Genomic DNA, 22,045 nt, shown 5'->3' with positions numbered 1-22,045 from the left:
CCGCCTCGCGGTCGGGATTTGTAACGGGAAGCAGAAGAATGCAGCGTATTCTGTCGATAATGGCGGTTGCCCTTGTGGTCATGGTGACGGCGGTGGACTTCGCCGAGGCACGGCGGGCGGGCGGCGGCTTTGGCTCACGCGGTAGCCGGACGTTCTCGACCGCGCCGGTGACGCGCACGGCGCCCACTCCGGCGGCGCCGATCGAGCGGACCATGACGCCGCGGCAGAATGCGCCGGCCGCGACCAGCCCGACAACCCAGAATCCGGCGGCAAACCGTCCCGGCTTCTTCAACAGCTTCGGAGGATCGATGCTGGGCGGTCTGCTCATGGGCGGACTGTTCGGCATGCTGCTCGGGCACGGGTTTGGAGGCGGCATCGGTTTCCTCGGATTGCTGCTGCAACTTGGCCTGATCGTCCTCGTCGTGTCCTTCGCGATGCGGCTCTTTGGCCGCGGGCAGAGGCCGGCCTATTCGGCACCCTCGGCTTCAGCGTCCTCCTCACAGTCCCCTGCATCCGCTGCGGCGCCCGGATCCTTCCGCATTCCGCGGATTGGGGAGGGGCTCGGCGGCCTTGGCGCGAGCGCCGCCCCAGCTTCCGCAACGGCGTCTGCGGCCGCCATGAACGGGAAGACGGATGAGATCGGAATCGCTCAGAACGACCTCGACCGGTTCGAAGCCATGCTGAAGGAGTTGCAGGCGGCCTATGCTGCGGAAGACTACGCAGCCTTGCGCCGGCTAACGACGCCGGAAGCCATGTCCTATCTCGCCGAAGAGCTTAGCGAAAACGCGACGAAGGGACTCAAGAACGACGTGCGCGACGTTCATCTTGTCCAGGGCGATGTCGCCGAGGCTTGGCGCGAAGGCAGCAGCGACTATGCGACGGTCGCCATGCGCTACGAGAGCATCGACGTGATGCGCGACCGGGCGACCGGTCGCGTCGTCAGCGGCGACGCCGAACGCCCGACCGAAGCCGTGGAACTGTGGACCTTCCTGCGCAAGCCGGCTGGCGACTGGCAGATTTCCGCGATTCAGGCGGTCGAGGAATAGGCGAGGGCCAGGCAGACGCTGGCGGTCGTGTCGCATTTTCTTTCGCAAGAATGGCGGCGTTCGGGATATCCGGAGCAGCGGCGGACTTTCGTCGGCGCGTGTTGGGTAATAAAATAGCATTCCTCTCAAGGAGCGGACTATATGGTCTTGTGGGCGGCGACATCGGCCGAGCATGCGATGACTTCACGCGAGGCCGTCAAACAGCGCGGCCTCATTGCATGCCTTGTCGTTTTTGCGGTGTCGGGCTTTGCCAGCGGTGCGGCGGCTGCGGATTGCAAGAGCCTGCCGGGACCGGGGGTGGACTGGCGGCAATGCAACAAGCGGCAGCTGATGCTCGGTGGGAGCAACCTCCAAGGCAGCAATCTGGTCGATACGGATTTTGCCGCCACGGATCTGAACGGCGCCGATCTTACGGCGGCGAATCTGGAAAAGGCCACATTGGTGCGTGCCTCGCTTGCCGGCGCCAGGGCCGATAAGGCGAATTTCTCCAGAGTGGAGGCCTATCGCGGTGACTTCTCCGGCATTTCTGCCGAGGGTGCGCTGTTCGTCAGTTCCGAGCTGCAGCGTGCCGATTTCACCGGCGCAAAGCTGAAGGGGGCCGACTTCGAGAAGGCTGAACTTGGCCGTGCAAACTTCGACAAGGCCGTTCTGACCGGCACGCGCTTCTCCGTTGCGAATCTCTCGCGGGCCAATTTGAGCGGAGCTCTTTTCGAGGGGCCGATCGATTTCGACCGCGCCTTCATGTTCCTGACCAGGATCGAGGGACTGGACCTGGCGGCCGCGAAGGGGCTTAGCCAGGAGCAGGTCGATCTCGCTTGCGGTGACGCCGCAACGAAGCTGCCCACTGGCCTGACTGCCCCCGCCAAATGGCCGTGCCCTCCCGATGACGACTGATGATGTTTGGTCAATCAGGCGACTGAGAAGACGCGAGCCGCGGAAGAATTCAGTTGATGCGTTTGCCGAAGGAACGCTCGGGGAACAGGCAAAACATCGGCTTGCAGCGAAGCGCGATCGCCGATCTCGCGCGTGAGGCCAGCCACCGCCGCACGGCGTCCTCGGCAGTTTCGTCGCTCGCCACCTCGATCGATCGGCCCATGAGGTCGAGGCGGCGGCCGGAATAGCCGGCATCCGCGGGATGCCTGCCGAAACGCGACGGACCGAGGTCGCTGCACCAGCGTTTTCGGTGCGGAAATGGCTTTGCGGGACCGGCCTCGAAGAATGCCCAGACGTCGAAGTCCTTGATGCCGTTCGCGCCATCGAGGTAGTGGAGCGCGCTTCCCTGTGCGAGAGCCACCAGGATCAGACGGTGGCGGTGGAGGCCGGCGACCGCTGCACGATCAAAAATAGCGCAAAGTTCCCGCATGGCGGCCGAGGCGAGCATGCTCAGATCGGCCGAGGTCAGCGGTTCGTAGGACCTTTCGGTGACGTCTCCAATCACGTCTGCTCCTGCCGGTTCCCTGGACATCGCGCAACTATATCTGAATTCCTATTCCACAAGTGCGTTGGGCACGAGCCTCAGGCCACCGTTGGCTGACGGACGGCTTCCCTTTAGACCCTCCGCGGATATGTCGCCTGGAACGACCGCGGTCACCTCATATCCCAACGCCGTGGCGACCTTCTTCAGCATTTCGCGCGCCCGGAACTCGTGGCGGGCGGCAGATTCCTCTTCCGTGACGAAATAGGCGGCGCTCACGGCTTCGATGAGGTTCAAGGCAGCGAGATTGACGACGGCATATGTCTCGGCGTGCATTACAACGAGCCCCCGAATTGCTGGCGATGATTGTGTGTTCCGTGTGATTTCTGCGGTTGATCGTCTCGCCCAATTGAAAACTGATCCTCGAGATTTCTTTCGAAGTAAGCCTCGTCGGCGATCTCTGCCGCAGGGACGGCCTCGCGCTGAAAAACGTGGCCGTCGGCGCCAAGGTGCCAGGTCAGCGAGGCGAGGCTTGAATAGGTGCAGGAGAGAAATGTCTTTAACGCCCTCTGATTTTCCGCGTCGCTCGAGCGCAGCAGATCGGCGGAGAAGAGTTCTTCCACATGGTCGTGGAGATTGGATCTTATTACGGGAATGGACATCCGGCGCTCCTGTTATCCCAGCCGGCAGGAACCCCGCCGCAGCCGAGATGTTGTGTCGAAGACAGCATTCCGCACAACACGACTGATGTCAACATTATACATGTTGTTTTTTGTGTTGCAGCGCGGGCGGTTGTGACAGCCTGGGCAGGATTGGACGTCCGCTTCTTGCGATATGCTGGCGTTCAGTGACGCAGGCAGGCAACGAACTTCAGGCGTTTCCGGCGAGGGCGATGTAGTGGACAGAGTGCACTGTGTGAGCCTCAAAGCGCAGTTCTTTTTGCGGGTTGAACTGCTCGAGCACCAGCTCGGAACTATTGTGCCGGACGAATTTCTTCACATAGGCGAGCAGGGCGCCGCCCTCTTCCAGGCGGATCTGGGCGATCACATAGTCGCCCTTCCTGACGCGGCGCTCGGGGTCGACGAAGCAAACTTCGCCGTCTTCATAGCGGGGAGACATGGAATCGCCGGATACCGAGACAGCATAGGCTCCTGAGATGTCCGAAAGAATAGGCGGCGCCATGACTTCGTACAACATGGTACCGTTCATCAGAAACTCACCATCTACACCGCCGACGGCTTGCCCGAAGACAGGGATCTTCTTGCCCTGTCCGACCACCTTCGCGCCCACCTCGGCGTTCGGTGGGTCGATCACTCGTGTCGAGGGGATGGAGATCGGGTCCCCGGCCTTGCCACGCATGAGCCAATAGGGATCGACGTTGAACTTGCGGGCGTAAATCTCGGCCTCGGCAAGCTCGAACTCATTCTGACCGTTCTCATGGGCGCGATAGGTCGAGGCGACGATGCCAAGGGCGTTCGCCGCATCGGAGGCGAAGCGGTAGCCCGCCCTGATGCGCGCCTGCCGTAGTCGTTCAGCTTTTTCATTCATGACATGGGGCATAACAACATGTATAACACAAATCATGTTGACATTGCAACATGTAAGATGTCATTGGTAGTCGAGCCAAAGAAGGGAGCCGAGCGCCTATGAACAACCCATATCCGATCTCTAAAGGGGAGAACGCGATTGCCCAGCGTGCCATCGAGCATCGTGGGTATCCGATCCGGAGCGACCGACCTTCGGGCTGCGGCATTTGCTTGCTGCGCTTGGTTTCGATGCGGGCTTCTTCTTGAGCGGTCGAACGGGCAGCGCCGCAAGGCGCTGCGGACGCTAAAGCGCGCTGCGTTCAGACGACCTCACGCGGCGCGCTTTAGGTCTTTGTTTTTGTGCATGTCGTCATCCGAAGACCCTGCACACCTTTGGTCGACATTGTATTAGAGGAGAAACGCATGACGAACTCGCAACTCGCAAGACAACACCGGCATTATCTCGCGGTGCGCGAGCGACTGGCCGGCTCTACCGCAGCACCAAGCCGATCGGCGGCAATAGCCGAACTCGAAATGCAGGTGGTCGAACTCGCCACCGAAAGTGCAGCAAAAACACGCCGGATCGCTGCGCTCGAGGAGGATTTGGCCGATGCGGAAGCGCGACTGCTCGCGCAGGCTCAAATGCTGCTTTCCGGCAGGCTTGCGGATGACAGCGACGGCGAAGCGAATGACGAGCAATCCTCGATCGAAGAGATCGTTGCCGCCGTCCTTGCGGATTTCCCAGGGGTGACATGGGCGGACATTATCAGCGTGCGGCGCGATCGCCGGCTGGTGAAGCCACGGCACGCCTGCATGCGGGCGGTATATGAGAAGCGCAAGGATTTGTCGCTGCCGCGGATCGGCCGCATCTTTCATCGCGACCACACGACGGTGCTCGCGGCAGTGAAAGGCGTGACTCCCTAATCCACCTCACTTGGCACAATTTCGATCTACGACCCGTGGCCGAGGCTGACACGCTGTCGGTCCGCGCCGAGGCCGTCCTCAAGGACGGAAATCGACTGCCATTTTTCTCGTTCCGATATCGAAAGGATAAAACATGATGAGCAAGGCTCAGAAGCTCCGTGCCAAGCGAAAAGCGCAACTTGGACGTCCGCGCAAAGCAAACGCCGAGCGCTTCGCCTGCGGCAAGATCAAGCCCGGTTGGTCCAAGCGGGAGAGCGAGAAGGAGGCGATGGCGGTGGCGCTTGCGGCGCGCAAGCGCATGCACGGGCTCGAAACAAGCAGCAGCTTTGCCGGCTACACGCTGGGACGCCTGTTCCTCGACGGGCGGATCACCGAGGCGCAACGGGAGGCGGGAGATGACTATGCGAAGGGGATGGCGCGATACTATCACCTGACCGGTATCCCCTTTCCAAGCGTCCGCGCCCAAGCGATCGACCGGGTGCGGGGACATGCCCCCGAAACGAACGAGGAGCGCCATCGTCAGATCAAGCGGGCGTCCGATAAAGTGATGCGGCTCGAAGGCGTGTTGCTCGGATGCGACGAGGGGCGACAGGTCAAGACGACCGTCTTCAACGTGTGCGTGATGGACTATGAAGGCTTGCGGATGATGCCGGAGGCGCAATTGTTGTGGCTGAAGCGTGGCTTGAACGCCCTTGTCTTCGAAAAGGGCTTGCGCGACTACGGCGAGAGAGTATCCATTTAACTAATGATAGGAAAATAAACCTACTGATGGATTTCGAGAATCGGCCGGCCGGAAACTGAGCTGTAACCAGTCCGGCCAGGCCAGGCTGGTCGAGACCGATCAACACTTCGTGATCGGTCTCTAAGTGCTGGCACAAAAACAGAATTCGGCCATTCTCTCTTTCGAAGGGATTAATATCCTACGAAAGGTGTAGGCAATGAAGAGGCTAGCAATCATTGCCCTGTCGCTGGCGACGGCGATGAGCAGCGTTCCTCCTCCCGCAGAGGCGTTTCCAACAATGCCCACGATAAGGGCTGAGACCGCCGATGTTCAGCGGGTGCAGTTTTCCTACGAACGGGGCGAACAGTTCAAAGGGCGGGGATGCCGATATCCGTGTTTTCGCGGGCGCGATTATCGGCGCGGGCACTACAGCAACCGCCACTATCGGAACGGATACCGTCGCCATCACTATCGCCATTACGATGACGACGATGACGATATAGGCGCGCTGTTCGGCGGTCTGGCGGCCGGCGCACTGATCGGCGGGCTGCTCGCGCAGCCGCGATACTATGCTCCTGCGCCACGATATTACGCCGGCGGCAATGGCCATACCCAATGGTGCTATGCACGCTATCGGTCCTATCGGGCATACGACAATACGTTCCAGCCCTACTACGGTCCGCGGCGACAGTGTGTTTCACCTTATATGTAAGGTGAGACCTGCTTAGCCCGAACTCCATGATCGCCGCCCGTCTCGTGAATTTCGAGGCGGGCTGGCTTCGGTTCGATGTTTTCCGGCCCCTAAAGGCACGCCAGGAAATGAGGGGAAGTGCGGCTGACAATCTGCTAATATCGAAGCCCGATCAAGGCTGCGCCTGGGGCGATCTCCGGCGTAGGGGCATTTCTGCGAGACTGACGGCTAGGCCTGTGAAAACATCATCAATCATCTCCCTGGCGATGTTGAGTGCGCTGGCAGTTGCTGCCCCGGTGGAGGGGCAAACATGCATCGGCATTTGCGGGGGACCTTCCAAGCATGAACTCTTTGTCGAGCGGCAATACAGGGACTTTGTCCTGCCCCGCTACCCAAGCTATGGCATGCGCTATCAAGGGCAAAGACCGGATATCAGCATCGGGCCGGGGGCGACGGTCGGCGGGCCTTTGCCCGGGGCCGCCGGGACGCGGATGCGCCCCGGCCGCGAAATCCGCCTCGACTTGAACGCCCATCTGCGCTGGTGCCTCGAGCGCTATGCCTCATACCGCTTCGACGACAACAGCTATCAGCCCTTCCGTGGCCGTCGCCGCCAGTGCAATTCGCCCTACGACTGACACGCGAAGCGAGCCGAAAAGGCGCTCGTCAGCCGCGCCTCTCAAGCAATTTCATTGCGGCCTGCGCCGCCGCTTGCGCCTGAAGCTCGCTGCCAAATTGGCCCTGGGCAGGGTAGGTCACCCCGCGATAGGTGAGCACGAAGGCCCAGCGGCCGTTCATGCGCTTTTCGACCCGGATCGTCGCAGCGGGTTTCTTGTCAGAATTCAAGGCGGACTCCCTCGCTTCCACTGCATGTTTTCTTCAATCGGAGCCGTGAAGGAAACATGCAGTATTTCCAATTGCTACAAGCGACTTTGCTCGTCCGAAAGGACGCGCGGCGCTTTAGTGCCGGCAGGTTGCGAGTACCTTGCGCATCCTTCTCAGAAACGCAAGAGCGCTGGAGGACGAGGAAACCGTGGAGTCGTTACTCTACCGCTGTGGCAGGGCCGAAGCGCTCCATGACGAACGAGGTCTGGATGGTGGGCGCATGCAGACGGCTGGTTTTTTCGAGCTTCAGGGTGACCTCCTGGACCGGCGGCGTGCGCTGCCAGGCAGTCGAGAGAAACAACGCAGCGCCGGCGATAAATCCGATGGCGACATAGATCCAATGGTTGCGCATGTGGACAACTCCTTCTCCCGCGAGGCAATGCGTTGAGGGCCTTTCTGGTTCCCGGCGCGACCGGGACGCGGGCAAAATGTTTAGCTTCTAAAAATAACCGCGGTTGGCACCGCGTCTTGGCAGTCAGTTTAAATAGCGCCGTCAGCTTCCGTGGGGGTGCTGACGGCATTCAAATGATAGTATGGCTCGCCCGGAGTGGGCATCAGTCCAGCGTCCGCAAATCGGTGCGATGCCGGGGTATTCGTTAGCGTCATGCGGTTTGAAGCATTCCTCAAGAGACCTAGGCCCAAGCCCTTTTGCATCAACCCTTCGAGGATTGAAACAGAGCCCAATGTATTATGCAAGCAGATTGTAATATACGCCTGTATAACAGCATTAGCTGAGGATAATCGGCGAGCATCACCCCGGAGAAGGCAGGGAAAAGGCGCATGCCGCGCTTCATGACTTGGCGGTGCAGGCTGCTCGCACAATTCTGTGGCTAACCGGAAAATCGAACCGAAAGCCGCGGCGCGCGGCTTGCGCGTTCAGGGTTCTCGGAGTATTCCTTAAGTCAAGGATAGGAATTTTGTCCTCCTCCTGCAGCAACAGCAGTTGATGCCGGCACTTCGACCCGGGATAGGTTGTCAGTCCAGCACTGCGTAGTTTTCTACTAATCAAAGCTTACGGCGGCCAGCGCGTCTCTAGACGCCGCGGTGCCGTATGCGGCCGGCGATGCGTCTTCGCGTCGATCCGAATCCGCATGGCGGTTCGGAAGTATTACGGTGCGTGGCTCGCTCGATGCCTGCTCTTCCAGAGAGCGGCACGCGAGCTGGCGGCATCGCCGGCCGCGATGTCGACGCCAGCGTTTTGGCGCCGCGAAAGGGATGACGAAGACGAGCGGGGTCGCAATGGTGGGTCATGAAACGCAGCCGGCTACAGAAACGGCTGACGATCTGGCGGTCGCGGAGGGACTTGCTTCGAAAGAGGCTGCTGGTGGACGTGGCCGACTTGGCGGTGCATTCCTGGATGCTGTTCAGGCGGACTTCGCTGCGCACGGCGCTGGTGTGATCGCTCGCATTCGGGAGGAGAAGCCGGAGACTTACTTGAAGCTCGTTGCTGCGGTCACGCCGAAGGATTTGAGTGCAAGCACGAACGCCATGGACGAGCTTTCGAACGAACAGCTAATCGAACGGATTCGCGCGCTGGACACGGTGATACGGCCGTTGCTCGAAAAGAAGGCGCGCGCCCGGCGAAAGCCGACCTCCAAGCCCTGATCGCCAGTGCGTGAGAGGCAGCGACTAGGCGCCGCTGGGTGCGGCGCCATTATCCGTCGTGGAGCACTGATCAGCGTGCTGGAGATGCCGCAACCGCGACAGGCTCGTTGCTCGAAAAGATGATCACGGCGAACAGGAGAACTCCGGCAAAGGCGATGAGCGACGAGACGGCGACAATCGGCTCCATCGCGCTATTGCCGGAGAGCAACAGATAGAGCGACGGGATCAAGACGGCCACGCCGAATGTGTAGACGGCGTATTGAATCGTCGCCAGACGTCTTGCCGCCTTCTGCGGATTGAGCGCGTGATAGCCGCCGAAGATCGCCATCGTGACCCAGCCGAGCAGGTTGGCATGCGCGTGGGCGCCAGTGGCGGCGTGATTGCCCGAAATCGACATATGGAGCCCGATCGAGATGCCCAAGATCAAGAAGACGATGGCGGTTCTGAAATAAAGATTTGCAATAGGTGGCATTTGGATTCCTCCCCCGTGTAGCCAAGAGAACATTAGCACGCTCTCAAAATGCTGAGAATGAGCCCATAGGAGCGCCTTTTCAGCTTCTCGGCTGTTCCCGACGGTACAATTCGGACGATCCGATGTCGTTGGGCGCGTTCGATGCTCACCGCCGCGCCGCGCTCTCATGAAGGTGCGGGCTTTCCCGTACGGAACTAACAGAGACCCTTCGGCATTCCGTAAGCGTGAAACACTGGTTGCAGCGCGCCGTCCTCTTTCAGGACGCGACAAAATCGCTGCAGTAACTTGGAATGCTGCATGAAATTTTCGCCAAAATCGCGAAACGTGCAGCGGAGGATCGCGATATGCTTGGAACCGTCCTTCTTATTATTCTGGTACTGCTCCTGATCGGTGCCATTCCGGCCTGGCCCTATTCGGCCAACTGGGGGTATGGCCCTTCCGGGCTGCTCGGAGTGGTGGTCGTCATACTCCTGATCCTGTTGCTGATGGGCAGGATATGATGTGCGGCGGGTCCGATCAGGACCCGTCGGCTTTCACCAAGCCGCGCCGTCGATAAGGCGGTGCGGGATATCTTCCCAGACCGAGCGATCGAACATCCGCAGGTTCACGCCCATCTTCGTCGCGCTGCGACCGATCGGCGACCAGTGGGTGATGCAGCCGCAGATGCTGCAATGGAACATGGTAAGCGTCTTGTCGCCCTGGACATAGCCGACGAGGCGCTTCTCCTCATCGCTGACCGTAACGTCGCTCGGGGCGTAATAGCCCCAAAGCCCGCCAACCCTGCTGCAGAGCGAACAATTGCAATCACCGAGCGTTTCAGGGCGGACCGGCACGGTGATGCGAACCGACCTGCAATGGCAATGGCCTTCGATCATTTTCGAGTCTCCCCATCGGCGCCCCGTGAGCGGGCAGTCGTCGATTGAGGCATTATCGACCTTATCCGACCGCAGTCCAGCGGCGGCACCTCGGCCGACATTCCTCTGCTGACGAACGACACGCGCGCGGACCTCTATCCAGACAGGGCATCGCCACGGATGACACCCTCCAGCACATCCGCCGCGGGCGCGCCCGAGATTTCGGCGATGCTGAAAGAGCAGGCCATGCTCATGGCGGAGCTCGACCGGCGTCGAAGGACCGATATTCTGGCGCGGTACCGGCCGTACTCCAAGCAGAGGGACTTTCATTCGGCCGGAGCCAGCTATCGCGAGCGGCTGTTCATGGCGGGCAACCAGCTCGGCAAGACGCTGGCGGGAGCGGCCGAAGCGGCGATGCATCTGACGGGGCGTTACCCGGACTGGTGGCAGGGGAGGCGCTTCGAGAAGCCGATCGTCATGCTCGCCGGCTCGGAATCCTACGAGCTGACGCGCGACGGCGTGCAGCGGCTGCTCGTCGGGCCGCCGTTGACCGAGGAGGACTGGGGCACGGGCTTCATTCCGAAGGCGGCGATCCATGCGACAACCCGGCGCTCCGGCGCGTCCGGGGCACTCGACAGCGTAACGGTGCGGCATGTCTCCGGCGGCGTCTCGACGCTGCTTTTCAAGGCCTATGAGCAGGGGCGCGGCAAGTGGCAGGCGAACACGGTGGACTATGTCTGGTTCGACGAGGAGCCGCCGGAGGACGTCTATTTCGAGGGCATCACCCGCACCAATGCAACGCGCGGCTCGGTTGCCGTGACCTTCACGCCGCTCAATTGCCTGAGCGGCGTCGTGGCGCGATATCTCATGGAAAAGTCGCCGGATCGCCAAGTGATCACCATGACGATCGATGAGGCCGAGCACTATACGGCCGAAGAACGCCAAAGGATCATCGACAGCTACCCTGCCCATGAGCGCGAAGCGCGCACCAAGGGGGTACCGGCTCTCGGCTCCGGCCGCATCTTTCCCGTGACGGAGGAGGCGATCCGCGTCGAGCCCTTCGATGTGCCGAAACATTGGGTGCAGATCGGCGGGATCGACTTCGGCTGGGACCACCCCTTCGCCGCCGTCGGCTGTGCCTGGGACCGCGACGCCGACGTCTTCTATGTGACCAAACTCTATCGCGAGCGGGAGGCGACGCCGATCATCCATGCGGCGGCGCTGAAGCCCTGGGGAGCCTGGCTGCCTTTCGCCTGGCCGCATGACGGGCTGCAGCACGACAAGGGCAGCGGCGAGCAGCTTGCCCCCCAATATCGCGCACAGGGACTGGCGCTGCTTTCCGAGCGGGCGACCTTCGACGACGGCACCAACGGTGTCGAGGCCGGGCTTTCCGACATGCTGCAAAGGATGCAGACCGGGCGCTGGAAGGTGTTTTCCACCTGTACGGAATGGTTCGAGGAATTCCGTATCTACCACCGAAAGAATGGCAGGATCGTCAAGGAGCGCGACGACCTGATCTCCGCCTCGCGCTACGCGCTGATGATGAAGCGCTATGCGAGAGCGAACAACGGCAATGCAAACTGGAATTTCACCGCCCGAAAGGTTCTCTGATGGCCGCGATGACCGATGAACGCCTGTGCGCCCTTGTGAGCGAGCTCGTCAAGGACTGCGAAAACTATCGCGACGAGCTTGCGATCGATCGCATCAAGGCGATGGAATATTACGACGGCACGATGAAGGACGTGCCGGCCGATGCCAACCGCTCGAAAGTCGTCTCGCGCGACGTGCGCGCGGCGATCAAGAAGGTGCTTCCCTCGCTGATCCGTACCATTCTCGGCAACGACAAGGTGGTGGAATACGCCCCGGTCAATGAGGGCGACGAGGCGGCGGCAGAACAGGCGACCGACTACATCAACTATGTCGTCTTTCCCGAAAGCAATGGCTACGACGCCGTGCAGGACGCGGCGCATGACGCGTTGAAGCTCAGGAACGGCGTGATCCGCTGGTGGTATGAGAGGGAGACCACGGTTCAGGTCTCGACCCATACTGGGCTCGACGAGGCGGCGCTGATCCAGCTTGTCGGCGACGACGCGGTGGAGGTGCTGGAGCAATCGAAAACGGTCGAAGTGCTGGAAACGCTACAGGGTCCGGTCGAGCAGCCGCTCTACAATGTGAAGATCCGCCGCCGGAGCGAGCAGGGCACGCCGCGGCTGGCCGGGGTGCCTTTGGAAGAATTCCTGATCCATCCGGATGCGATTTCGATCGAGGACAGCCCGATCACCGGCATTGCCACGCGCATGCGCCGCACGGACCTGATTGCGATGGGACACGACCGGGATCTCATCGAGAGCCTGCCGGCTTCGACCGGCGACGGCGGCTGCGACGACGAGGAATTCACCCGCCGGCGCGGTGCCTTCGAGGCCAAGGATGCGGTGCCGAAGGCGCTCGAGGAGGTGGACTATTACGAGCTCTACGTGAAGGTGGATGCCGACGACGACGGCATCGCGGAGCTTCGCCGCATCGTGCTCGCCGGCGGCACGGGCGAGGACAACCTCATCTCCAATGACGAGTGGGACGAGGTGCCCTTCGCCGACCTGATCGTCGAGCGGCGCCCGCATCAGCGCGAGGGCGGCTCGGTGACCGACGACTTGGCGGAAATCCAGCGGGTGAAGAGCGTTCTGATGCGCCAGACGCTCGACAATCTCTACTGGCAGAACAACCAGCAGCCGATCGTCCAGGAGGGCGCGATCGCCAATCCGGAAAGCGTGCTCAATCCGAAATTCGGCCAGCCGATCCGCGTCAGCCAGGGCATCGATGCGCGCGCCGCACTCGGCTACACCATGGTGCCATTCGTCGCGAAGGAATCCTTCGCGATGCTCTCCTATCTCGACCAGGAGGCGACCGACCGCACCGGCATTTCGGACGCTTCGAGCGAACTGGCGCCGGACGCGCTCACGAACATGACGGCGCGGGCGCTGATCGAGCAGGCGGGGATCGGCCAGACGGAACTGATGGTGCGCACCTTCGCGCACGGGCTGAGGCGCGTCTTCAAGGGCCTGCTTCGGCTCGTCATCAAGCACCAGGACCGGCCGCGCATGGTGAGGCTGCGCGGCCAATGGGTGAGCTTCGACCCGCGCCACTGGAACGCCGGGATGGACGCGACGGTGAATGCCGGGCTCGGCGCCGGGACCCGCGAGCGCGACATGATGATGGTGCAGATGGTCCAGCAGCTTCAGGAAAAACTGCTGATGACACTCGGGCCGGACAACCCCTATGTCTCGCCGGACAACCTTTATAACGGCATCGCCAAATCGGTGGAGGCCGCGGGGCTGAAATCGCCCGACCTCTATTTTTCGAAGCCCTCGCCGGAGGAGATCCAGCGGCGGATGCAGGCGAGCGCCAACCAGCCGAACCCGGAAATGCAGAAGCTTGAGATGCGGGCACACGTGGACGCCGAGAAGGCGCGGCTTTCAGCCGAAAACAACCGGCGGAAGCTGGAGATCGAGCGCGAGCTGAAGCTTGCCGAACTCCAGCAGAACGGCGCCCTGAAGCGCTACCAGATCGACGCCGAGCTGAACCTAAAGCGCCAGCAGAGCCTGGCGGAGGCAGTGAGCGGCGAGCCGGTAACGTCGGTCCATATCGGAGGACGAACAGGATGAAAGTTGGGGGGTTGAAACCCGCTACGCCTCAGAATATGCCTACTGCATGAAAAATGTTCGCTACCTTTGCTTGTTCTTTGCAACGCTCCCTTTCATCCTTGCATCTTGCAGCGAATCGACTGTGACCGCGGTGCCCGCACGTGCAGCGGTCAAGGCCCAAGCGCTGGCAACCAAAACGGCGGGCAAGCCGAGTCCCCGACAATGCTCGACACCGGCCCAAGTCTGCCCCTATGGCACCGGTTCCGCCGGTGAGCCATGCTCCTGTTGGGCAACCGACGGCACGCCGGATGTAGGCGTTACGACGCTAGGCGCGAAGGTTTCCCCCGAGACGCGTGACTAAAAGCTGATCGGAGGCACCTTTCGTCGGGGTGCCCGCTCGTCTTTGGGAAAATCGACGACGGCTCTTTTTGGCTCGCATCCTCGCGCAGCCGAGGGTGTTTGCACCACTCCTTTCCGAGCAACTGGTAGAGAATCAACATACTGCCGTGTGCCCGCTCGGTTGGTCCGTCGGGCTGCTCGCAAGAAAGAGCACTGGATATGAAGGCAGAAGAAAAAAAGGCGGCTGCGCGAGCGCTTCTCGACAATCCGCTGTTCGAGCGCTTGATGGAGGAGTTGGAGGCGGCGGCCATCAACGGCTGCATCAACGCGAATCTCACGGACCACGAAGCGCGCGCCGCCTTCGCGGCAGAAGCTCGGGCAGTCCGCAACTTCCGCGCAAGGCTGAAGTTCTTCGCGGAGCAAGCCAAATCCGAAGGCATGAACGCCCCGGTGTGAAGGTGTGCACCGCGCGGCAGGCCTGCCTTCCTGAAGCGCCTCATTGTCAAACTGATTCATGAAATCGGGGCGGCATCTGAAATCTCCCCAAATTTCTCGGTGCGGGAGTGCGCGAAAGCGGCACCTCCGCTCCGAATCTCTCTCAAGAGGTCTTTCCATGATGAACGATAGTGCCAACCCGCCTTCCGGCGGGAGCAAAGCCGTTGTCGACTCGCATGAGCTCCCAAGTATCGACAACCTCGACTTCTGGGAGCCGCACAAGGCGAACCCGCACGACGAGGAAGAGCGGCACGGCGAGGAGGCCGTAGACGACGAGCGAGACGAGGCCCACGTCGAAGGCGAAGAGCCAACCCTTCCTGATGAGGAGGAGGCAACGAATGAAGCCGAGAACATGATCGTCACGCTCAAGGGCGGGGAAGAGGTTCCGCTCAAGGAATTGAAGCTCGGCTACATGCGGGACCGCGACTATCGCCATAAGACTCAGGATCTCGCCAAGCGGGGGCGGGCCTTGGAAAGCATGAGCAGCAGGGTCGCCGCAACTGCCAGTGCCGTTGCGGAACTGGTTGCGGCCCAAATCCCCTTGGAGCCGCCGGAGGAACTGCGGGTCCACAATCCGGATGCCTATCAGCGACAGTGGGCGCTACACCAGGCCGGGCGGGAACAGCTTGCGCGGGTGATGGCCCTGGGCGAAGAACCGGCGGACGTTGCGGCGGAGCTTCAGGCCGCGGCGAGCGAGGAGAGGCTGGAGGCAGAAAATGCCAAACTCCTCGAGGCTTTCCCGCAGACCGGGCATGACGAGGGTCGGCAGGCCTTCTTCGCCGAAGCCTTCGAGGCGGCGAAGGACCTCGGCTTTTCCGACGAGGAGTTGCGCGAGGTCGTCGATCATCGGCTGTTCAAGCTCGCGCATTACGCTCGCCTCGGCCTGCTTGCGGAACGGTCGCGGGCAAGGGCCTTGCAGAAGGTGGCCGCGGCGCCTGCCGCCGCGCCGCGCATGAAAGCAAAGAACCAGGCGCAGCGGCAGCAGCGCGAAAGCCGCGAGGCAATGCAGCGACTTGCAAGAACGGGATCGATCCGCGACGCGATGGCGGTCGATTTCGAGTAATTCGACAAGCGTTGGCCGAGCGGCAAGCGTTCACGAAGCGCTGCTCAGCGATCGCTCGCATGCACCTTCATTCGACACAGTGACCGCCTTCCATGTGCCTGTCCGGGCGCGTGGCGACGGATCACGTCACCGCATAAGGACCATCAAATGGCAGTTCTCACCAATACCTTTCAGACAACGCAGGCCGTCGGCAACCGCGAGGAGCTTTCCGACGTGGTGTCGCGGATCACTCCAGAAGATACCCCCATCTATTCACTGATCGAAAAGGGCAAGTGCACGACCTATCACCCGGAATGGGAGACGGACGAACTTGCCGCGCCCGGCGCAAATATCCGTGAAGAAGGCGAGGAATACGCCTTCGGCACGATCACTCCGCCGATGCGGCTTGGTAACTACACCCAGATCATGCGCAAGGACTGGATTATCTCCGCGACGCAGGAGGTGACGGCTGAGGCTGGTAACGTGCAGAAGCGGAAATACCAGAAGCTAAAGAAGGGCGTCGAAATTCGCAAGGACGTGGAGTTCGCGATCGTCGATACTAACGCAACGGTCGCCGGCAGTACCCGTGAATTCGGGTCGCTCAGCACTTGGACAATTAGCAACGTCTCTCGCGGCGCCGGTGGCGCAAATGGCGGCTTTAACGTCGGCACCGGTCTGACTGTGGCGCCGAGGCCATCCTCGATGCTGTGATGCAGCAGGGCTATCAGAACGGCGCCAATTTCCGTCACGTCTCCGTCTCTCCGTATGTGAAATCCGTCTTCGTCACCTTCATGTCCGACAGCAACGTCGCGCCTTTCCGCTATGCGGTGTCGCAAAGCGGTGAGCGCAACACCATTGTCGCGACGGCGGACTACTACGAAGGGCCATTCGGGACGGTGATGATTCACCCGAACCGGGTGCAGGCGGTGAACGCCGGAGTTGCCCGCAACGCCTTTTTCATCGACTCCGACATGCTCTCCTTCCTGTGGCTGCGCCAGATCCAGGAAGACCGCGACGTCGCCAAGACGGGCGATGCGGACAAGGGCGTCATCATCGGCGAGGGCACGCTGAAGGTGCACAACGAGAGGGGCCTGGGCGTTGCCGCTGACCTCTTCGGACTGAGTTCCGCCAGCTAGTTCCAGGTTCCCAATTTCGACGCAAGCGCACCAACTGCGCGTCGGTCCCTGTCTCGGGAGAAATGAATGGCAGACACAAAGACCACCACGGTACCCGTTAAACTTCTCTATGATACCTGGGCGATTGACGAGGAACGGATTCCAGCTGGCACCGTACTCGATTTGCCGGTCAAGGCGGCAAAGATCTTGATTGCACAGGGCAAAGCCGAACGCAACGATCCTCTTCCAGGTGACGAAGGATGATTGTACGCGACGGCGACTGGAAGCTCTACGACTATGATTTTCAGACCGGCCGCTCCGTCTGGGTGATGGAGGACGGCAACAGGACCCATTGGCGGACGGACTATCCGGTCGAAAACCTCGTCCGCCAGAACGCCTTCACCCGCCATGCAACTGCCGGCAACGCTTTCGGCGACTGGACCAAGGTCGCCTCGGTCCCGCTCAACCTGGCGCATTCCGAAAGCCTGGTCAGGGCGCATTCCGAAGGCGACGACCGCTATGTGAAGCGGTGGCTGAACGACGGCGACAACCGCGCCTGGCGCAGCTTCGAGGGACATCTATGACCCTATTCGATTATGCGTCGCTTCTCGTCGATGCAGGCGACTACTCCGGCCGGGACGACGTCGCGCATCTTTTTCCACGCTTTCTCGCGCTTGCCGAACTCAAGCTCAACCGCGTGATGCGCGTTGCCGACATGGAGAAGACGGTGGCGGTGCCGCTGACGGAAGGCGAAGGCAGATTGCCGGCGGATTTCCTGGAGGCGCGGCAGGTGCTTGCCGCCAGCGGCCGGGCGCTTCGGGCGCTGCCGCTGCAGGAACTCAGCAATCACGTGACCTCCGACGGTGCTCCGATCGGCTACGCGATCGTCGGCAGCGCCATCCAGGTGCGGCCGAAGCGCGGCGAGAACATCCACCTGACCTATTACGCGAAAATCCCGCCGCTGACGGCCGGAGCGCCAGGCAACTGGCTGATCGAAAGGGCGCCGGACGTCTATCTCTACGCGCTCGTCGAGGTGATAGCCATCTGGGAGCGGGACGCAGCCAAGGCGGGTGCGGCCGAGGCGCTGAAGCGACAGGCGATAGCCGGGCTCGGGCTTGCCGACGAGCGGCTGCGCTTCGGTAATGCTGCAATCTCCATCGGAGGGCTGACGCCATGACGCTTCTGACCGTGATCAACGAGGTCGCGGACATCGTTTCGCTCGACCGCTTCGACAGCGTTTACGGCACGAACGATCCGAATGCGCAGACGATGGTGGCGCTGGCCGAGGAGGCGGGTGCGGAGATTGCGCGGCGCGCCGACTGGAAGAGGATGCTGACGACGCATGCCGTCTCCGCTTCGCCGGAGCTCCTGCCTGCCGACTATCAGCGGCTGGCGCCCGGCGGGGCGGTGCGGGCGGCTGACGGCCACTTCTTCCGACCTATCGCCAACGGCGCGCAATGGGCGGTGATCGTCGGCATCGCCTCGGCAGAGCCCTACTGCCACCTCCGCGGCAGGGAGATGCATTTTTCGCCGGCCGCTTTCGCCGCCGGTGCGACGATCGAATACGTCTCGAAAAATTGGGTACTCGGCGATCCTTACGAGGAGCGGGATACCTTCCGGGCCGACGACGACACGACGCTCATTCCCGAGCGGCTGCTGAAGAAGGGGCTGATCTGGCGCTGGAAGCGCCAGAAGGGCCTCTCCTTCGAAGACAACCTCGCAGAGTTCGAGGCGGATCTCCTGCAGGAGATCAACGCGGACAGGGGAACATCATGATGACAGTTCGCACGAATACAGTCCGGCCGGGCCGCCTAGCGCAGACCAACCGGGGGCAGGCGAGAATCGGCCGGCCGCAGGCCTCGCAATCGGTCACATTCCCGGCTCCGAAAGAGGGGCTCGTCACGACCGCTGACATGGCATCGCAGACCCCGGGCTCGGCCACGGTGCTCACGAACTTCCTGCCGACGCTTGCCGGCTGCAGGATCCGTGGCGGCTCGCGCAAGGTCGGGCTTGCGGCCGACGGCGGCGCCATCCGCAGCGCCTTCAAATACAAGTTCGGCAGCAACGAAAAGCTGTTCATGGCGACGGAGAGCGCGATCTACGATATGACCGCGCCGGCCGCTCCGCCGGCAACGACTGCGGCGGCGGTTGGCGGGCTTTCCGGCGGCGACTGGTGCGCCTTCCAACACACGACCGCCGGCGGCTCGTTTCTCGTCTGCCTCAATGGCGCCGACACGCGCCGCATCTATGACGGCACCACCTGGACGACGACGCCGACGATCACATTTTCCGACTCGACCACCATGGCGCAGCTCAACTACGGCTGGCTGTTCAAGAACCGCGAATTCTTCCTGAAGAACGCGACGCTCGACGCCTACTATTTGCCGGTGAACGCGATCGGCGGCGCGGCGGCCGTGTTTCCGCTTGGCGGGGTGATGAAGAAGGGCGGGTCGCTCATCACCGGCTTTTCCTGGTCGCTCGAAAGCGGCGACGGGCTTTCTGATCTCTGCGTCTTCGTCTCGACGGAAGGGGAGATCGCCGTCTATGCAGGCTCTGACCCCTCCAGCGCCAGCGACTTCGCGTTGAAGGGCGTCTACCAGATCGGCAAGCCGCTTGGAAAGAACGCCTGGATCCGCGTTGGGGGTGACGTGCTGATTGCGACTTCGGACGGGCTGACGCCGATGTCGCAGGTGTTTCAGCGCGACCGGCAGGCTCTGATCCAGGTCTCGGTCTCGCGGTCGATCGAGGACGACTGGCGGCGGGCGGCGAACGCCACCGGCTCCGGCTGGACACTGGAACCGTGGGCCGAACAGAACCTGGTCTTCATCGCCTTTCCCGAGAACAGCGTCGTGAGCGACAAGACCTTTGTCCTGAATGTGCTCAGCGGGCGCTGGGCGACGATCAGCAACTGGCGGGCCAACTGCTTCGAGACGCTGCAGGGCGGACTCTTCTTCGGCTCGCGCGAGGGCTATTGCTGGCAGGGCGACACCGGCGGCACCGACGACGGGCTGACCTTCGCGGCCACCTATCTCTCGCAGTTCGCGCCGGTCGGACAGTTCGGTCAGCGGACGGCGGCGACGATGGCACATATGTATTTCCGCGCCAAGACGAAGCCAAAGGTGCAGCTCTTCGCCCGCGCCGACTTCGACCGGAGGGTGCCGCCCTTCGCCCGGGTGACGGAGGGGGATGCGGGTTCGCCGGAATGGGATGTCGGCCTCTGGGATGTGGCGCGCTGGGACGGCGTGTCGGAGGCGCTGCGCTACGATTTTCGCCAGAATGTGCGGGCGAGCGGCGACATGCTGGCCGTCGGTTGCGTGATCACCTCAGGCGGCGCGGTGAAACTCGACATCGAAGTGGACCTCGCGACGTTGCAAGTAGCAGCGGGGGAGGCGAGCGCTTGAACATCATTTGGGGCGGGGCGGGCGACCCTGCAACCAATCAGGGGATCGCCGCTTTTGTTGCCGACCGGATCGACGGCTGCGAGAGGGGGTTTGCCGACTTTACGGCGCTCGGCGTGACGGAGGAGGGCAGGCTCCTCGCCGGCGTCGTCTTTCACAACTATTCGCCCGAAGCGGGCGTCATCGAGCTTTCGGCCGCGGCCACCAGCAAACGCTGGCTGACGCGGCCGGTGCTGAAGGCCATGTTCGGCTATCCATTCGACGAGATCGGCTGCCAGATGGCGGTGCTGCGCGTCTCGGAAGAGAACCGCGGCATGGTCTCGATCGCCCGCCGCTTCGGGTTCACGAGCTACCGCATCCCCCGCCTTCGCGGGCGGGAAGAGGCGGAAATCATCTTCACTCTGACAGACAACGACTGGCGGGCACATCCCGTCAATCGAAGGTAGGTGTGCTATCGGAAAGTCAAAAGCTCCCACGCCCCCCGATCCGAAGGCGACGGCGGCGGCACAGACCGCCACCAATATCGGCACTGCCGTTGCCAACGGATATATGGGCAATGTCAACCAGGTGACGCCGGACGGCAGCCTCAGCTACAGCTACACGACGCAGAAATGGACCGATCCACTGAGCGGCAACGTCTATGATCTGCCCGTGGCGACGGCGACGCAGAAGCTTTCGGAGATGCAGCAGAAGATCAAGGATCAGAACGATGTGGCGAGCCTCAACTTAGCGACGCTCGCCACATCGCAATCGAGCCGGCTGAACGATCTGCTCGGCAAGCCGATGGACATATCGAAAGCTCCGGTCGCCGGTGACCCTTCGAAGCTGAGGTTGCCGCAATACCAGCAGTTTGCTGCTGGGCCCAGGCTTCAGACCTCCATCGGGAATGCCGGCGACATCATGCGAAGCTACGAGACGGATTTCGATACTTCGACATACGAGAACGCGCTGATGGCCCGGCTCAATCCGCAGCTCGAGCGCGACCGCGCGGCGCTGGAGACGCGGCTTGCCAATCAGGGCCTGCAGCCGGGGTCTGAGGCCTATAACCGGGCGATCGACGAGGCGAACCGGACGTCGAACGACGCCCGCATCGCCGCCGTGCTCAATGCCGGCCAGGAGCAGACGCGGCTTGCCAACGTCGCGAACCAGAAGGCGAGCTTCGAGAATGCGGCGCAGGCGCAGGCCTACGGACAGGCATTGCAGAACGCCGATTTCGGCAACAACGCAAACCAGCAGATGTACCAGAACGGCCAATCGGCGACGGCGGCCAACAATGCGCTCCAGGACCAGAGCTTCAACGCTCAGCAGGCGCAGATCAATGCCCAGAACACCGCCCGCTCGAACTATCTCAACGAGCAATATGCGAGCCGCAACCAGCCGATCAACGAGATCGCGGCGCTGCTTTCAGGCGCACAGGTGACGAGCCCGAATTTCGTGCAGACGCAGGGGCAGTCGATCCAGCCGGTCGATTATGCCGGGTTGGTGCAGCAGAACTACCAGAACCAGATGGCGGCCTATAACGCCCGGCAGCAGGCGGGCGGCAATTTGCTCGACTCCCTGCTGGGCTTTCTTCCGAAGTCCGACCGCCGCGCCAAGAAGAACATCGAGAAGGTCGGCAGGCTCAAGGGCCACAACCTCTATGAGTTCCAATACAAGGGCGAACCCACCTCCGGGCCGAAGCATATCGGCGTGATGGCGCAGGAGGTGGAAAAGACCCGGCCAGAGGCGGTGCTGCGCGGGGCTGACGGTATGCGCCGGGTGGATTATGGCCGGCTTTTCGCGGCGGGGAGGGGGCGGAAGTAAAGGCAGCCGCGGCAAGGTGCGGAGGTGGCGGGCGCCATTCCAATCCATGTTCCATTCGTTTCGCGGGCCTCCCATCGGGG

Annotated in this window: 27 protein-coding genes and 1 pseudogene; 20 read left to right on the top strand and 8 right to left on the bottom strand. The window is 62.0% G+C overall.

Translation table 11 applies throughout. The features are described 5' to 3' along the window. Positions 1 to 38: 38 nt before the first annotated feature. Together CO656_RS05105 and CO656_RS05100 are read left to right on the top strand one after the other, a co-directional pair. Positions 39 to 1,046, top strand: coding sequence for a Tim44 domain-containing protein (locus CO656_RS05105; RefSeq protein WP_097524998.1), 1,008 nt, complete (start codon positions 39 to 41; stop codon positions 1,044 to 1,046). A gap of 177 nt (positions 1,047 to 1,223) precedes the next feature. Continuing rightward, positions 1,224 to 1,940 carry a pentapeptide repeat-containing protein gene (locus CO656_RS05100; RefSeq protein ID WP_234819708.1) on the top strand — a complete coding sequence of 239 codons (717 nt, stop codon included), beginning with the start codon at positions 1,224 to 1,226 and terminating at the stop codon, positions 1,938 to 1,940. Between the two features lie 49 nt (positions 1,941 to 1,989). Here the strand turns inward: CO656_RS05100 and CO656_RS05095 are convergent, their stop codons facing one another. The 4 genes from CO656_RS05095 to CO656_RS05080 form a co-directional block, all read right to left on the bottom strand. After that, positions 1,990 to 2,484, bottom strand: coding sequence for a hypothetical protein (locus CO656_RS05095; protein ID WP_234819697.1), 495 nt, complete (start codon positions 2,482 to 2,484; stop codon positions 1,990 to 1,992). Between the two features lie 48 nt (positions 2,485 to 2,532). Then, positions 2,533 to 2,796 (bottom strand): hypothetical protein, encoded by a 264-nt coding sequence (locus CO656_RS05090; RefSeq protein ID WP_037423441.1) that lies wholly within the window; start codon positions 2,794 to 2,796, stop codon positions 2,533 to 2,535. Continuing rightward, entirely contained in the window at positions 2,796 to 3,122 is a 327-nt protein-coding gene (locus CO656_RS05085; protein ID WP_097524995.1) for a hypothetical protein, read from the bottom strand. Before CO656_RS05085 ends, CO656_RS05090 begins: the two co-directional genes overlap by 1 nt. A 208-nt stretch (positions 3,123 to 3,330) precedes the next feature. After that, a complete protein-coding gene (locus CO656_RS05080; protein ID WP_037423501.1) occupies positions 3,331 to 4,008 on the bottom strand; it encodes a helix-turn-helix transcriptional regulator in 678 nt (225 codons plus the stop codon). A gap of 401 nt (positions 4,009 to 4,409) precedes the next feature. On the opposite strand from CO656_RS05080, the gene CO656_RS05075 reads away from it, so the two are divergent. From CO656_RS05075 to CO656_RS05060, 4 genes are all read left to right on the top strand, one after another. Next, entirely contained in the window at positions 4,410 to 4,910 is a 501-nt protein-coding gene (locus tag CO656_RS05075; RefSeq protein ID WP_097524993.1) for a helix-turn-helix domain-containing protein, read from the top strand. Between the two features lie 133 nt (positions 4,911 to 5,043). Beyond that, positions 5,044 to 5,652, top strand: coding sequence for a hypothetical protein (locus CO656_RS05070; protein ID WP_097524992.1), 609 nt, complete (start codon positions 5,044 to 5,046; stop codon positions 5,650 to 5,652). A 196-nt stretch (positions 5,653 to 5,848) separates the two neighbouring features. Further along, entirely contained in the window at positions 5,849 to 6,343 is a 495-nt protein-coding gene (locus tag CO656_RS05065; RefSeq protein WP_083854219.1) for a BA14K family protein, read from the top strand. 215 nt (positions 6,344 to 6,558) lie between these two features. Then, positions 6,559 to 6,957, top strand: coding sequence for a BA14K family protein (locus tag CO656_RS05060; RefSeq protein ID WP_097525078.1), 399 nt, complete (start codon positions 6,559 to 6,561; stop codon positions 6,955 to 6,957). Positions 6,958 to 6,985: 28 nt separating this feature from the next. On the opposite strand, the gene CO656_RS05055 is transcribed toward CO656_RS05060, so the two are convergent. Further along, positions 6,986 to 7,165 carry a hypothetical protein gene (locus CO656_RS05055; RefSeq protein WP_037386694.1) on the bottom strand — a complete coding sequence of 60 codons (180 nt, stop codon included), beginning with the start codon at positions 7,163 to 7,165 and terminating at the stop codon, positions 6,986 to 6,988. 196 nt (positions 7,166 to 7,361) lie between these two features. Beyond that, entirely contained in the window at positions 7,362 to 7,556 is a 195-nt protein-coding gene (locus CO656_RS05050) for a hypothetical protein (RefSeq protein ID WP_037423450.1), read from the bottom strand. 863 nt (positions 7,557 to 8,419) lie between these two features. Here CO656_RS05050 and CO656_RS05045 point away from each other — a divergent pair. Then, positions 8,420 to 8,809 carry a hypothetical protein gene (locus tag CO656_RS05045; protein ID WP_234819696.1) on the top strand — a complete coding sequence of 130 codons (390 nt, stop codon included), beginning with the start codon at positions 8,420 to 8,422 and terminating at the stop codon, positions 8,807 to 8,809. A 70-nt stretch (positions 8,810 to 8,879) separates the two neighbouring features. Here the strand turns inward: CO656_RS05045 and CO656_RS05040 are convergent, their stop codons facing one another. After that, entirely contained in the window at positions 8,880 to 9,281 is a 402-nt protein-coding gene (locus CO656_RS05040; RefSeq protein WP_037423452.1) for a hypothetical protein, read from the bottom strand. Between the two features lie 344 nt (positions 9,282 to 9,625). Between CO656_RS05040 and CO656_RS05035 the strand changes: the two genes are divergently transcribed. Then, the gene (locus CO656_RS05035; RefSeq protein WP_037423507.1) at positions 9,626 to 9,781 is read left to right on the top strand and encodes a DUF3309 family protein; all 156 of its coding nucleotides are present in this window, start codon (positions 9,626 to 9,628) and stop codon (positions 9,779 to 9,781) included. 33 nt (positions 9,782 to 9,814) lie between these two features. On the opposite strand, the gene CO656_RS05030 is transcribed toward CO656_RS05035, so the two are convergent. Next, the gene (locus CO656_RS05030; RefSeq protein ID WP_037423455.1) at positions 9,815 to 10,156 is read right to left on the bottom strand and encodes a GFA family protein; all 342 of its coding nucleotides are present in this window, start codon (positions 10,154 to 10,156) and stop codon (positions 9,815 to 9,817) included. Positions 10,157 to 10,315: 159 nt separating this feature from the next. Here CO656_RS05030 and CO656_RS05025 point away from each other — a divergent pair, with 159 nt between their 5' ends. The 12 genes and pseudogenes from CO656_RS05025 to CO656_RS04975 all read left to right on the top strand — a co-directional run bounded on the left by CO656_RS05025 (position 10,316) and on the right by CO656_RS04975 (position 21,965). Next, on the top strand, positions 10,316 to 11,746 hold the full coding sequence (locus CO656_RS05025) for a terminase large subunit (RefSeq protein ID WP_179864701.1): 1,431 nt from the start codon (positions 10,316 to 10,318) through the stop codon (positions 11,744 to 11,746). Then, positions 11,746 to 13,794 carry a phage portal protein gene (locus CO656_RS05020; protein WP_097524990.1) on the top strand — a complete coding sequence of 683 codons (2,049 nt, stop codon included), beginning with the start codon at positions 11,746 to 11,748 and terminating at the stop codon, positions 13,792 to 13,794. Before CO656_RS05025 ends, CO656_RS05020 begins: the two co-directional genes overlap by 1 nt. Before the next feature lie 537 nt (positions 13,795 to 14,331). After that, positions 14,332 to 14,568 (top strand): hypothetical protein, encoded by a 237-nt coding sequence (locus CO656_RS05015; RefSeq protein WP_037423463.1) that lies wholly within the window; start codon positions 14,332 to 14,334, stop codon positions 14,566 to 14,568. 157 nt (positions 14,569 to 14,725) lie between these two features. Next, positions 14,726 to 15,670, top strand: coding sequence for a hypothetical protein (locus CO656_RS05010; protein ID WP_097524989.1), 945 nt, complete (start codon positions 14,726 to 14,728; stop codon positions 15,668 to 15,670). Between the two features lie 147 nt (positions 15,671 to 15,817). Further along, positions 15,818 to 16,785: pseudogene (locus CO656_RS05005) on the top strand (DUF5309 domain-containing protein). Between the two features lie 66 nt (positions 16,786 to 16,851). Further along, on the top strand, positions 16,852 to 17,028 hold the full coding sequence (locus CO656_RS30145) for a hypothetical protein (RefSeq protein WP_165914035.1): 177 nt from the start codon (positions 16,852 to 16,854) through the stop codon (positions 17,026 to 17,028). Continuing rightward, positions 17,025 to 17,348, top strand: coding sequence for a hypothetical protein (locus tag CO656_RS05000; RefSeq protein WP_097524988.1), 324 nt, complete (start codon positions 17,025 to 17,027; stop codon positions 17,346 to 17,348). Before CO656_RS30145 ends, CO656_RS05000 begins: the two co-directional genes overlap by 4 nt. Then, a complete protein-coding gene (locus CO656_RS04995) occupies positions 17,345 to 17,941 on the top strand; it encodes a hypothetical protein (protein ID WP_097524987.1) in 597 nt (198 codons plus the stop codon). The genes CO656_RS05000 and CO656_RS04995 overlap by 4 nt, the downstream gene beginning before the upstream one ends. Beyond that, positions 17,938 to 18,540, top strand: coding sequence for a hypothetical protein (locus CO656_RS04990; RefSeq protein WP_097524986.1), 603 nt, complete (start codon positions 17,938 to 17,940; stop codon positions 18,538 to 18,540). Before CO656_RS04995 ends, CO656_RS04990 begins: the two co-directional genes overlap by 4 nt. Then, entirely contained in the window at positions 18,537 to 20,165 is a 1,629-nt protein-coding gene (locus CO656_RS04985; protein WP_179864700.1) for a hypothetical protein, read from the top strand. The genes CO656_RS04990 and CO656_RS04985 overlap by 4 nt, the downstream gene beginning before the upstream one ends. Further along, positions 20,162 to 20,608 carry a GNAT family N-acetyltransferase gene (locus tag CO656_RS04980; protein ID WP_097524984.1) on the top strand — a complete coding sequence of 149 codons (447 nt, stop codon included), beginning with the start codon at positions 20,162 to 20,164 and terminating at the stop codon, positions 20,606 to 20,608. Before CO656_RS04985 ends, CO656_RS04980 begins: the two co-directional genes overlap by 4 nt. 7 nt (positions 20,609 to 20,615) lie before the next feature. After that, positions 20,616 to 21,965, top strand: a complete 1,350-nt coding sequence (locus CO656_RS04975) for a tail fiber domain-containing protein (RefSeq protein ID WP_097524983.1) — start codon at positions 20,616 to 20,618, stop codon at positions 21,963 to 21,965. The last annotated feature ends 80 nt before the right edge of the window (positions 21,966 to 22,045 follow it).

This window comes from Sinorhizobium sp. FG01, assembly GCF_002531875.1.
In the GTDB taxonomy this organism is placed as follows: domain Bacteria; phylum Pseudomonadota; class Alphaproteobacteria; order Rhizobiales; family Rhizobiaceae; genus Sinorhizobium; species Sinorhizobium fredii_C.
The sequence above is the reverse complement of the archived record's forward strand: the minus strand, read 5'-3'. Positions and strand labels throughout refer to the sequence as shown.

Bases quoted from the DNA above. Each gene is read 5' to 3' on its own strand.
- CO656_RS05035 (WP_037423507.1), top strand. From the start codon at position 9,626: ATGCTTGGAACCGTCCTTCTTATTATTCTGGTACTGCTCCTGATCGGT.
- CO656_RS05065 (WP_083854219.1), top strand. From the start codon at position 5,849: ATGAAGAGGCTAGCAATCATTGCCCTGTCGCTGGCGACGGCGATGAGC.
- CO656_RS05025 (WP_179864701.1), top strand. From the start codon at position 10,316: ATGACACCCTCCAGCACATCCGCCGCGGGCGCGCCCGAGATTTCGGCG.
- CO656_RS05105 (WP_097524998.1), top strand. From the start codon at position 39: ATGCAGCGTATTCTGTCGATAATGGCGGTTGCCCTTGTGGTCATGGTG.
- CO656_RS30145 (WP_165914035.1), top strand. From the start codon at position 16,852: ATGGCAGACACAAAGACCACCACGGTACCCGTTAAACTTCTCTATGAT.
- CO656_RS05090 (WP_037423441.1), bottom strand. From the start codon at position 2,796: ATGCACGCCGAGACATATGCCGTCGTCAATCTCGCTGCCTTGAACCTC.
- CO656_RS05085 (WP_097524995.1), bottom strand. From the start codon at position 3,122: ATGTCCATTCCCGTAATAAGATCCAATCTCCACGACCATGTGGAAGAA.
- CO656_RS05075 (WP_097524993.1), top strand. From the start codon at position 4,410: ATGACGAACTCGCAACTCGCAAGACAACACCGGCATTATCTCGCGGTG.
- CO656_RS05045 (WP_234819696.1), top strand. From the start codon at position 8,420: ATGACGAAGACGAGCGGGGTCGCAATGGTGGGTCATGAAACGCAGCCG.
- CO656_RS04985 (WP_179864700.1), top strand. From the start codon at position 18,537: ATGATGACAGTTCGCACGAATACAGTCCGGCCGGGCCGCCTAGCGCAG.
- CO656_RS04995 (WP_097524987.1), top strand. From the start codon at position 17,345: ATGACCCTATTCGATTATGCGTCGCTTCTCGTCGATGCAGGCGACTAC.
- CO656_RS04990 (WP_097524986.1), top strand. From the start codon at position 17,938: ATGACGCTTCTGACCGTGATCAACGAGGTCGCGGACATCGTTTCGCTC.
- CO656_RS05040 (WP_037423452.1), bottom strand. From the start codon at position 9,281: ATGCCACCTATTGCAAATCTTTATTTCAGAACCGCCATCGTCTTCTTG.
- CO656_RS05020 (WP_097524990.1), top strand. From the start codon at position 11,746: ATGGCCGCGATGACCGATGAACGCCTGTGCGCCCTTGTGAGCGAGCTC.
- CO656_RS05015 (WP_037423463.1), top strand. From the start codon at position 14,332: ATGAAGGCAGAAGAAAAAAAGGCGGCTGCGCGAGCGCTTCTCGACAAT.
- CO656_RS05030 (WP_037423455.1), bottom strand. From the start codon at position 10,156: ATGATCGAAGGCCATTGCCATTGCAGGTCGGTTCGCATCACCGTGCCG.
- CO656_RS05070 (WP_097524992.1), top strand. From the start codon at position 5,044: ATGATGAGCAAGGCTCAGAAGCTCCGTGCCAAGCGAAAAGCGCAACTT.
- CO656_RS05050 (WP_037423450.1), bottom strand. From the start codon at position 7,556: ATGCGCAACCATTGGATCTATGTCGCCATCGGATTTATCGCCGGCGCT.
- CO656_RS05080 (WP_037423501.1), bottom strand. From the start codon at position 4,008: ATGAATGAAAAAGCTGAACGACTACGGCAGGCGCGCATCAGGGCGGGC.
- CO656_RS05010 (WP_097524989.1), top strand. From the start codon at position 14,726: ATGATGAACGATAGTGCCAACCCGCCTTCCGGCGGGAGCAAAGCCGTT.
- CO656_RS05100 (WP_234819708.1), top strand. From the start codon at position 1,224: ATGACTTCACGCGAGGCCGTCAAACAGCGCGGCCTCATTGCATGCCTT.
- CO656_RS05000 (WP_097524988.1), top strand. From the start codon at position 17,025: ATGATTGTACGCGACGGCGACTGGAAGCTCTACGACTATGATTTTCAG.